8 protein-coding genes are annotated in these 9,633 nt (G+C 69.8%); 4 read left to right on the forward strand and 4 right to left on the reverse strand.

The window, feature by feature from the left end; genetic code table 11:
- The first annotated feature begins 205 nt into the window (after window positions 1-205).
- On the forward strand, window positions 206-625 hold the full coding sequence (locus E1287_RS39640; RefSeq protein WP_131970685.1) for a hypothetical protein: 420 nt from the start codon (window positions 206-208) through the stop codon (window positions 623-625).
- Window positions 626-633: 8 nt separating this feature from the next.
- A complete protein-coding gene (locus E1287_RS39645; RefSeq protein WP_243719755.1) occupies window positions 634-1,137 on the forward strand; it encodes a DUF3592 domain-containing protein in 504 nt (167 codons plus the stop codon).
- A 12-nt stretch (window positions 1,138-1,149) separates the two neighbouring features.
- On the opposite strand, the gene E1287_RS39650 is transcribed toward E1287_RS39645, so the two are convergent.
- The 3 genes from E1287_RS39650 to E1287_RS39660 all read right to left on the reverse strand — a co-directional run bounded on the left by E1287_RS39650 (window position 1,150) and on the right by E1287_RS39660 (window position 3,718).
- Complete coding sequence (locus E1287_RS39650; protein ID WP_131970689.1) at window positions 1,150-1,848, reverse strand: hypothetical protein; 699 nt, start codon at window positions 1,846-1,848, stop codon at window positions 1,150-1,152.
- Window positions 1,849-1,905: 57 nt separating this feature from the next.
- Window positions 1,906-2,826 (reverse strand): hypothetical protein, encoded by a 921-nt coding sequence (locus E1287_RS39655; RefSeq protein WP_131970691.1) that lies wholly within the window; start codon window positions 2,824-2,826, stop codon window positions 1,906-1,908.
- Window positions 2,827-2,908: 82 nt separating this feature from the next.
- Window positions 2,909-3,718: an SAM-dependent methyltransferase gene (locus tag E1287_RS39660; protein ID WP_131970693.1), complete on the reverse strand. Its 810-nt coding sequence runs from the start codon at window positions 3,716-3,718 to the stop codon at window positions 2,909-2,911.
- Between the two features lie 85 nt (window positions 3,719-3,803).
- On the opposite strand from E1287_RS39660, the gene E1287_RS39665 reads away from it, so the two are divergent.
- On the forward strand, window positions 3,804-5,606 hold the full coding sequence (locus E1287_RS39665) for an HSP90 family protein (RefSeq protein ID WP_131970695.1): 1,803 nt from the start codon (window positions 3,804-3,806) through the stop codon (window positions 5,604-5,606).
- Window positions 5,606-7,870 (forward strand): hypothetical protein, encoded by a 2,265-nt coding sequence (locus E1287_RS39670; protein WP_131970697.1) that lies wholly within the window; start codon window positions 5,606-5,608, stop codon window positions 7,868-7,870. The genes E1287_RS39665 and E1287_RS39670 overlap by 1 nt, the downstream gene beginning before the upstream one ends.
- A 79-nt stretch (window positions 7,871-7,949) precedes the next feature.
- Here E1287_RS39670 and E1287_RS39675 read toward each other — a convergent pair.
- A partial coding sequence (locus tag E1287_RS39675; RefSeq protein WP_131970699.1) for a M4 family metallopeptidase occupies window positions 7,950-9,633 on the reverse strand: 1,684 nt, incomplete at its 5' end.

Here is a 9,633-nt window from a genome sequence, read left to right on the forward strand (position 1 = left end):
CAGCGCCAACGACGGGCTCGCCCCGATCACATTCGAGCGTCAGATGGCAGAAGCGCGGAGGACGTCAACCGCCCAGCTCAGGGCCGAAGTGGCATAACACCGTCTCCACGCTTTGAGGGGATTGACAAATGACAGGTTCAACAACGTCCCGGGGAACGAGTACGTGTGGGTGCTTCACACGCGTACGGACGGTGAGGGGCTCGCTATGACGGCCCTGGACCACATACGGCGGGCCGACTTGGATCCGCGGGAGGAGGAGGCCGCGTCCACGGATTACGTGTCCGGCGCGCTGGAGTGGGTGCGGTGGGGCATTTCCGGTGATCAGCCGTGGCGGGACGCGTCGGCGGAGTTCCATGAGATCCACCGGGAGGCTTTGCGGGCGGGCGGTCATCTCCAGCAGGGCGATGTCGTGACCGATGGGCGGCAGACGGCCGTGGTCATTTCCGGGGCGGCGCTCAACTCGGCTCCGGGAGGCGACGTGGTGTGGGCCGTGGGGCTGGTGGGCCAGGACGAGGTCGGGCTTGATCGGGCGATCAACCTCGATACGGGCAGGCTGACCAAGGTCGACGCGCTGGACGATGACGACCGCGCGGGTCTGATGGCCGCCGTGATGGAGATCATCTGAGGGTGGCGATGACCTTGCCGGAGCAACGTGCGGCGATGAGTGTGCGGACTCGGGTCGCGGGGCGGATTCTGGCCTGGACGACCGGATTCGCCGTTGTGATTGCGCTCGCCATCATGGGCGGTCAGATCCTGGCCATCATGTCGGAGCAGTGGAGCTATCCCAGCAGGCTCGCCCAGCACGGCCAGGACATCGACGGGGTCGTGGTCGATGAGGGGCACTCGGGCGGGGGGCTCGGAACGACTCCCCAGGAGGAGATCAAGATCAGCTTCACCGTGCCCGGCGGGAAGCGGTACGACTTCTGGTCGAGCGGTCATGCGAATATCGGAGACAGGGTTACCGTCCGCTACGACCCGGATAACCCGGATAACGCGAGTATCAATTCCGCGGCTCACCGCATGGTGGGCATTGTGGTCGGCATCGTCGCCGGTCTCGTACTGCTGATCGGGCTGCCTTTTCTTTTCCTCAAGCACGCGTGGGCCGCGTTCCGCCGTCCGGGCGGCGAGGCGGCGTGATGGCCCGCGACGTCAGAGGCCCAGTTCTCGGCGGGCCTCGGCGAGGGCGGCGGCGAGCAGCGGTCGCGGGTCGGTGCCATGGCGGCCGGCCAGGGCGACGACCAGGCCGCCGACCCGGGCATAGGCCATGGTGTCCACCTCGGTATCGGGTTCTTTGCCTGGCAGTTTCATCGTGTCCGTGACCTTTACCGCCAGGGTCTGGTCGGCCTTGACGCCGGATACCTTCAGCAGTTCGTACTTCTCGTCGTGTTCCTCGCCGTTCTGCTCGATGTGGGCTTCACCGCATCCTTCGTAGGCCGCTCGCAGGAAGGAGATCCGGTCGGCGGACGCGGCAGGGCCGTCGACCGCGATTCTGATCGAGACGACACGTGCGCCGTCGTTCTCCCCCACCATCAGAATGGACACCGTGTGCTTGGAACTGGTCGGGATTCCAGCCTTTTCCGGGTTGGCTCCCTCACAGGTGTGGACGAGCACCTGCCCCGCGAAAGAGTCGTAGTAGTCCTGCTTGCCGAGAGACCCGGTTTCGTGGCGCCAGCCGCTGCCGAAGTCTGCGGGCTCGGGCAGGGCGTCCACCAGGCGCAGCGGGGACACCGGGGGCACCGCGTTCGACAGGGTGCTGCGCGTGATGGGGTCGACGCCACCGCCCCCGCAGCCCGCTGTCAACGTGCAGAGCATGACCGGGGCGGCGAGCCATCGGCGGATCATGTCCATGATCGTAAGGTGCTCGAAACCCAGGGGCCATGCCCACATCCGGCCCTACGGCAGGCGTCAGGTGGACGGGCGGAGGCCGCCGTCCCGGCGCGCCTTCCTGAGCACCTCCACGCTGGCCGCGGCGTCGTGGGCGACCGGATGCCCCGGCGGCAGCTTGCGGGCGCAGAGCGCGGACATCTGCCTGCCCAGCACCCAGGCGTCCTCCTCGAAACCGAGTTCGGCGAGGCAGGCGTTGAGCTGCAGGATGGAGTCCAGCGCCTTGTCGTAGGTGTAGTTGGTATGCCAGGCGAGGGTGACGGCCTGGTCGAGCAGGGCGCGGGCCCGTTCCACGATCGCGTCCGCGTCACAGGCGTCGGCGTCCTGGAAGGCGATCAGGTTCGCTCGTGAGCGGAGCTCGGTCGCGTGCGTGTACAGGGCCATGCCCACTACGGCGGCCGCCTCGTGTGCGCGTCCCTGCTGATCGGCCCGGACGCGCACGGCCAGTGCGACCTTCCGGTCCATCTTCACCAGGTCGCCGTCGGCGGTCAGGAGGCCCTCGTCGCACAGGCGATCGAGGACCGGGTCGATCTCCAGACCGGCGAAGCCGATGGACGAGACGTCCTCATCGTCCATGACCTCGTCCAGGAGGTCCTCGGGAACGCGCAGCACCCAGCGGGGGACGCCGTCCCCGTGCAGGAGGGCGACGGTCTCCACGAGCCGCCGCGCCACCGGATCGTCCCGCTCGGCCCGCTGGACCGTCGCGAAGATCGGCGGAAGGTCGTCGTGCCGGAACAGGCTCCGGCGGCTCGACCGCGGCGATTTCACACCGATCGCCTTGCCTGGATGACGGCGGTGCGGACCGAATACGGACATCGCCACGCCTATGACACCGAAGGCCGACGCCGCGACCACCACTGGCAGCCAGCCGAACCAGTTCGCGAGGAGCAGGACGAGACCGAGCGAGGCCAATGCGAGCAGGCATCCACAGCCGCGGTTCATGGTCAGGATTGTCGCAGGGCGCTCCTATGCCGCGCATGGTCGAGCAGGGCGACGTCGTCATGGCCGAGTTGAAGGAGGACGACTACCGCTGAGGCTTGCGGGCTACGGCGCCCCACATTCCGGTCGTGGCGGACGGCTGGGCGTCGGGGTCAGGGCGCCAGTCCTGGACGGGAACGACGCCCGGAGCCAGCAGGTCCAGGCCGTCGAAGAATCGGCTCACGCCCTCGTGGGTGCGGAAGGTGACGCGGAAGCCCATCGCCTTGGTGAGCGCCTTTTCGGCGGCGGCCATCTGTTCGGGGAGCTGGTCGATGCCGGGGTGGGTGATGGCGAGGTAGCTGCCGGGGGCGAGGGCGTCCATGAGGGTGTTGATGACGCCCCGCGGGTCGTCGGTGTCGGGGACGCAGTGCAGGATCGCGATCAGGAGCAGTCCCACGGGCTGGTCGAAGTCGAGCAGGCGGGCGGCGCCGTCCAGGATCCGGCCGGTGTCGCGCAGGTCGGAGTCGATGAACGCGGTCGGCGCGGTGACGCCGGACAGCAGGGCGCGGGCGTGATTGAGGACGATCGGGTCGTTGTCGACGTACACGACCCGGCTGGCGGGGTTCACCGCCTGCGCGACGATGTGCGTGTTGTCGGCGGTCGGGATGCCGGTGCCGATGTCCAGGAACTGGGTGACGTGCTCCCCCGCCATGAAGCGGACGGCCCGGCTCAGGAACGCCCGGTTCGCGGTGACCCCGGGCTTGATCGTCGGCGTGGCGGCCATCACCTGCTCGGCGGCGGCGCGGTCGGCGGCGTAGTTGTCCTTGCCGCCGAGCCAGTAGTCGTAGATGCGGGCTATGTGCGGGGTGGTGACGTCGATTCCCTTGGGCGCGATCTCTCCCTCGTCGCCGATCATGAAATCGAGAATAACCGGTTTCGCGACGATGATCGTTTTCGCGGTGGTCCGCCCGGTTGATCAGGGGTCGGTTACGGTGGCTCGGGTGCGCCACAGCTTCAACGTCGACCTTCGGGGGATCGTCGATCTCCTCAGCCGCCACCTTTACAGCAGCCCGCGCGTGTACGTGCGGGAGCTGTTGCAGAACGCCGTCGATGCGACCACTGCCCGCGTCCAGGCCGATGGCGCGTCTCCCGGACGCATCGTGATCGAGCCGCGCGAGACGACCGGCGACGGCACGTTGCGCATTCATGATTCCGGCATCGGGCTGACCGAGCCCCAGGTGCACGAGCTGCTCGCCACGATCGGCGGCTCGTCCAAGCGCGACGCGCTCGGGCTCGCCCGGCACGACTTCCTCGGGCAGTTCGGGATCGGGCTGCTGTCCTGCTTCCTCGTCGCGGACGAGATCGAGGTGGTGACGCGCGGGCCGGGCGATGCGGCGACCGTCTACTGGCATGGGCACGCGGACGGGCACTACACCGTGTCGGACGGCCCGGCACGCGAGGAGCAGGGCACGACCGTCACGCTGCGCGCCCGCAGGGACTTCGAGCACTGGCTCGGGACGTCCACCGTCACTGAGCTGGCCAGGCACTACGGCTCGCTGCTTCCGTACGAGGTGCGCGTCGGCGAGGAGAGGGTGACGGCCGCGGACCTGCCGTGGCGGGCCCGGCACTCCGACCCGGACGAGCGGCGGGACGTCCTCCTGCGCAACGGCGCCGCGCTGCTCGGGCGGCGGCCGTTCGACGTGATCGACCTCGCGGTCCCCGAGGCGGGCCTGGACGGCGTCGCGTTCGTGCTGCCCTACGAGTCGCATCCCGGCGAGCCGGAGGCGCACAAGGTCTACCTGAAGCGGATGCTCATGGGCGAGCGGGTGGAGAAGCTGCTGCCCGCCTGGGCGTTCTTCGTCCGCTGCGTGATCAACGCGGACGAGCTGCGGCCCACCGCGAGCCGCGAGCAGCTCTACGAGGACGACCTCCTCGCCGACACCAGGACCGCGCTCGGCGAGCAGCTCCGCGCCTGGCTGGTGCGGCTCGCGGCGACCGAGCCCGAGCGGCTCCGGGCGTTCCTCGCCGTCCACTACCGGGGCGTGATGGCGCTCGCGCTGCACGACGTCGGGATGCTCCGCATCGTGGACGAGTGGATCGAGTTCGAGACCAGCGAGGGCCGGGTCACGCTCAACGAGTTCCGCCACCGGCACCGCACCCTTCACGTCACGGGCGGCAGCGACGAGTTCGCGCAGCTCGCGGGGATCGCGGCGGCGCAGGGCCTCGCGCTGGTCAACGGCGGCTACACCTACCACCTGGAGATCCTGCAGCGGCTGCGCTTGCTCGACGCCGACCTCGACGTGCGGCGGCTCGACCAGGCGGAGCTCGCGACGCGGTTCGATCCGCTCGATCCCGCCGCCGAGTTCGCGGCGCGCGAGTTCCTCGGCATCGCGCGGGACGCCGTCGCACAGCACGGCTGCGAGCCGGTGCTGCGGACGTTCTCGCCCGCGGAGCTGCCCGTCCTCTACCTGGAGGGACGGGAGGCGCGGCGCGCCGCCGACCTGCGGAACGTGCTGGAGGAGGCGGGGGACGTCTGGGCGGAGTTCGCGGACGACGGCGACGGCCAGGAATCCGGTGAGACCGAGCAGGCCAAGCCGCTGCTCGTCTTCAACCATCGCAACCCGCTGATCGCCCGGCTGACCAGCACCGCCAACGCGCGGCTCGTCCGGCTCTCGGTGGAGGCGCTGTACGGGTACGCGCTGCTGGCGGGGCAGCGCGCGGTCCGGCCCGGCGACGTGGCGAGCGTGAACCGCGCCTTCCTCGGCCTCGTGGAGCACGCGATCCACCAGGAGCCCGGGATCTGATGACCGGCAGGGACGCGTTGCGCGCAAGGCTCGACACCGCCTACAAGGAGCACCCCGACGACGACGGCGGGCCGGGCGCGGAGTCCTACTGGCGGACGATGCAGGAGATCCTCGGCGAGGCGGAGGCGCTCGGCGACACCGAGCTGCTCTTCGAGGCGCGGCTCGCGTACGCCTGGGCGCTGCGCGGCAAGTCGTGGAAGAAGAGCTCGCGGGAGATCTTCACCGAGTGGCTCGGCCTGCTCCGCCAGTGCCTCCTGACGTTGCGGGCAGAGCCGGACAGCATCTGCGAAGAGCACATCGTCCTGATGTGGAACCAGTTCACGAACATCCTCGACATCTTCATCCGGCTCTATCCGGAGCCGGCCGACCGCGTCCACCGCCTGATCGACGAGCTGGAACGGCAGTGCCCGCCGTCCCGGCACGAGGTCCGCTACGTCCTCGATATGTTCCGGATGAAGATCGAGGCGCGCAAGGGGAACGTGGCCGAGGCGGAGCGGCTCTGGCGGGACCTTCGGCTCCGGCCGCAGCCGACCAAGCACCTCGTCCAGGACGGCAGCGCCGCGGGCGCGGCGGCCGTGTGGGAGCGGCTCGGCCGGGACGAGCTGGCCATCGAGGCCCTCACACCCGTCCTGACCGGCCAGATCCCGCGGCGCGAGGACCGCGTGTTCGGGGACTACCTGCTCATGCCCTACCTGCGCACGGGGCGGATGGACGAGGCGGTCGCGGCGCACCAGAGCACGTACGCCCGGACGGGCATGAAGCTGGAGAGCATCGCGTCCCACCTGGAGTTCTGCGCCCGCACCGGCAACGAGGAGCGCGGCCTGGACGTCCTGCACCGCAACCTCCGCCGGCTGCGCGGGACGGTCACGACGGTCGAGGCCATGTGGACGGCGGCGGCGGTGGCGCTGCTGTGCCGCCGGGTCACCGAACGCGGGCTCGACGAGGAATGGGTCTGGTCATGCGAGGAGGGCTGCGAGTGCGACGTCGCCCCTCTCCACTCCTACGCCGAACTCGGCGGGGAGCGCCGCTGGGCGGCGCTGGAGTTCGCGCGGAAGCTCGACGAGATGGACGGGACGTCCTACTGCAGCGAGGAGATCATGCGGCGGCTGCACGCCCAGCCGATCGTCGAACACCTCGAACTCCCCGCCCCCGTCGGCGAGCCCGCCCACCGGCTGAAACCGCGGCTCAGCCCGCATCTGGCGGCCGCCACGACGGACGAGCTCCGGGACGAACTCGCCCGAGTGCATGAGCTGGACCGCAGATGGAAGCGGGTCGTCCACCTGCAGCGGCTCATGCAGAACGCGTTCGCGACGGACGAGCGGGACGCGCTCATGGACATCCGCTTCGCCCACTTGGACGAGCTGCTGGCGTACGGGCCCACGGCGATGCGGCCCGACCTGTTCGCCGCGTTCACGACCCTCGTCCGCCTGCACGACGCGGAGCCGGACCTGCTCGGCGGCGAACGCCTCGACCGGCTGTGGACGGCGGCGCCCGTCGTCCTGGAGCGCGTCCTCACCCGGGCGACCGTCCACGCCGTGCAGATCCGCGAGCTGATCGGCATGCTCGGGCGCCATTGCCGTCCTGGCACCACCGACCTGCACCATCTGCGCTGGTACGCGGTCGAGCTGGAGGTCCGGTGCGGCGACGTGGACGCGGCCCGCGCGGCTTGGACGGCGTTCACCTCGCTGCCGTCCTGTGACGAGTACGCCACCTGGTCGACCGTCTGGCGCCGGACGGAATGGTGGCTCGATCTCGGCCTGGACGACGAGGTGCTCGCGACGGTCGCGCCCGCGCTGTCCGGCAAGGACGGGGAGGAGTGCCTCATCGTCCCGTATCTGCGTGCGGGCCAGGAAGGCAAAGCGCGCGAGATCCACGAGCGCACCTTCGCAAGCGCGGAAAGCCCGCGCCAGGTCGCGGCCCACCTGGAATTCTGCGCTCTCACCGGCGATCTCGTCCGCGCGAAGGAAATCATTCGCGGAACCCTGGACATGTTCCACGTCTATTACGACGACACCGAATTCACCTTCGACCGGCTCCGTCCGTGCGCCGCCGCTGTGCTGGCCTGCCGCCTCATCGCGGCGCGGGGCCTGGACGAGACCTGGACGTGGCCGGAGCACGAATGCTGCCCCGCCGAAGAAGGCTGGACATACGCCAGGCTCGCCACCGACTACCGCACCGAATTGAAGCTCTTCGCCTACAGATGGCAGGAGCTCACCGGCAGCGACTTCCACGTCCGCCGCATGAACGCGATCGCCGACGCATAGGCGCGAAAGGCCGCGGTGCTCGTGGGCAGATCACGAGCACCGCGGCCCCGGAAAGGAATCCCCTACATCACGACTACCGTCAGACGGCCTCCCACAGGGCCGGGACGTTCGGCGGCGTCCAGCCGGGCATGGACGTGTGCGACTGGAGGCAGCGGTACTGCACGCCCTCGTAGGTCACCACGTCACCGGCGTTGTACGTCTTGCCGTCGGCCCAGGTGGTGTCACCGGGCGGGTCCGGCGGGTCGTTGGGGTCCGGCGCGCGGGTGCCGACGTTGACGCCGGCCCACGCGTTGGCGGTCGCGGTCCACTCGGCGCTGTTCTCGCCGTAGAGACCGGCGGCGGCCGCGAGGGTCGCGCGGCGCGCGTCCGCGAAGTTGGTCGTCGGGCGCATCTCCTCGGTGAGCGCCTTGTACCAGATCGCCGCGGCCTTGTCCCGGCCGATGCCCGTCACCGGCTTGTTGTCGTAGGTCGGCGAGTTGTAGGTGACGCCGTTGATGACCTTCTGCCCGCTGCCCTCGGACAGCAGGTAGTAGAAGTGGTTGGCGATGCCCGAGGAGTAGTGGACGTCCACGTTCCCGGCGCCCGGCCGCCAGTTGTCCAGCGAGTTGCCGTCCTGGCTCGGCTTGGCCATGTAGCGCAGCGGCGCCCCGGTGCCGAAGATGTCGATCTTCTCGCCGATGTGGTAGTCGCCGACGTCCGCCGGGTTGTTCGACCAGAATTCCATCGCGGTGGCCAGGATGTCGGACGTGGCCTCGTTCAGCCCGCCGGACTCGCCCTGGTAGATCAGCCCGGCCGTGTTGGACGTGACGCCGTGGGTCATCTCGTGCCCGGCCACGTCCAGCGAGGTCAGCGGGTTGCTGTTGCCCTGGCCGTCGCCGTAGGTCATGCAGAAGCAGCCGTCTTCCCAGAAGGCGTTCACGTACGACTGGCCGTAGTGGACGCGGGAGTACGCGCCGACGCCGTCGCCGCGGATGCCCGACCGGCCGAAGACGGTCTTGAAGTAGTCCCAGGTCTGGCCCGCGCCGTAGGCGGCGTCCACGCCGGCGGTCTGGCGGTCGCTCGCCGCCCCGTTGCCCCACTGGTCGTCGGTGTCGGTGAACAGGGTGCCCTTGCCCGACTGGGCGCCGCGGAGGTCGGTCGTCTCGTGGTTGCCGCGTCCGGCGTCCCGCAGGGTGTAGGACCCGCCCGACTGGGTCGTGCCCAGCTCGACCGTGCCGGAGTACATGCTGCGGCCGGTGCCCGTCTGGACGCCCTGCCACTCGATGATCTTCTTGCCGGTGGCGGCGTCGGTGAGGACGTGCAGCCGGTTGGGGGTGCCGTCCTTCTGCGTCCCGCCGACGACGGTCTCCCAGGCCAGGACGGTGTTGCCTGCCGCGTCCATCCAGACGACCTTGCGCGGCGCGACGCTGCCCGCCGCCTTCGGCGTGGCCGGTTTGGTGGACGCGAGCGTCGCGGGCGCGGTGTTCACCTTCATCGGCCGGGCGGACGACTGGGTGACGCGCGCGATGGAGCCGGACGGGGCGCGGTGGACGACGATGTCGCCGCCGATGACGGGCAGGCCGTCGTAGGTCTGCGTGTAGCGGGTGTGCGTGGTGCCGTCCTGGTTCTTCAGGACGCTCTTCGCCTTCAGCTCGACCTTCTCGCCGAGGTTCAGCTCGGACGCGGTCTCGTCCTGCTGCGCCTTGGCCTTGCCGACGAGCGCCTTGTACTCCTTGGGGGTGACCTTCGCGGGCATCTGCCCGGGGTCGGCCTTGGCGGGGGGC

It is taken from the genome of Actinomadura sp. KC06 (assembly GCF_004348735.1).
Classification (GTDB): Bacteria; Actinomycetota; Actinomycetes; order Streptosporangiales; family Streptosporangiaceae; genus Spirillospora.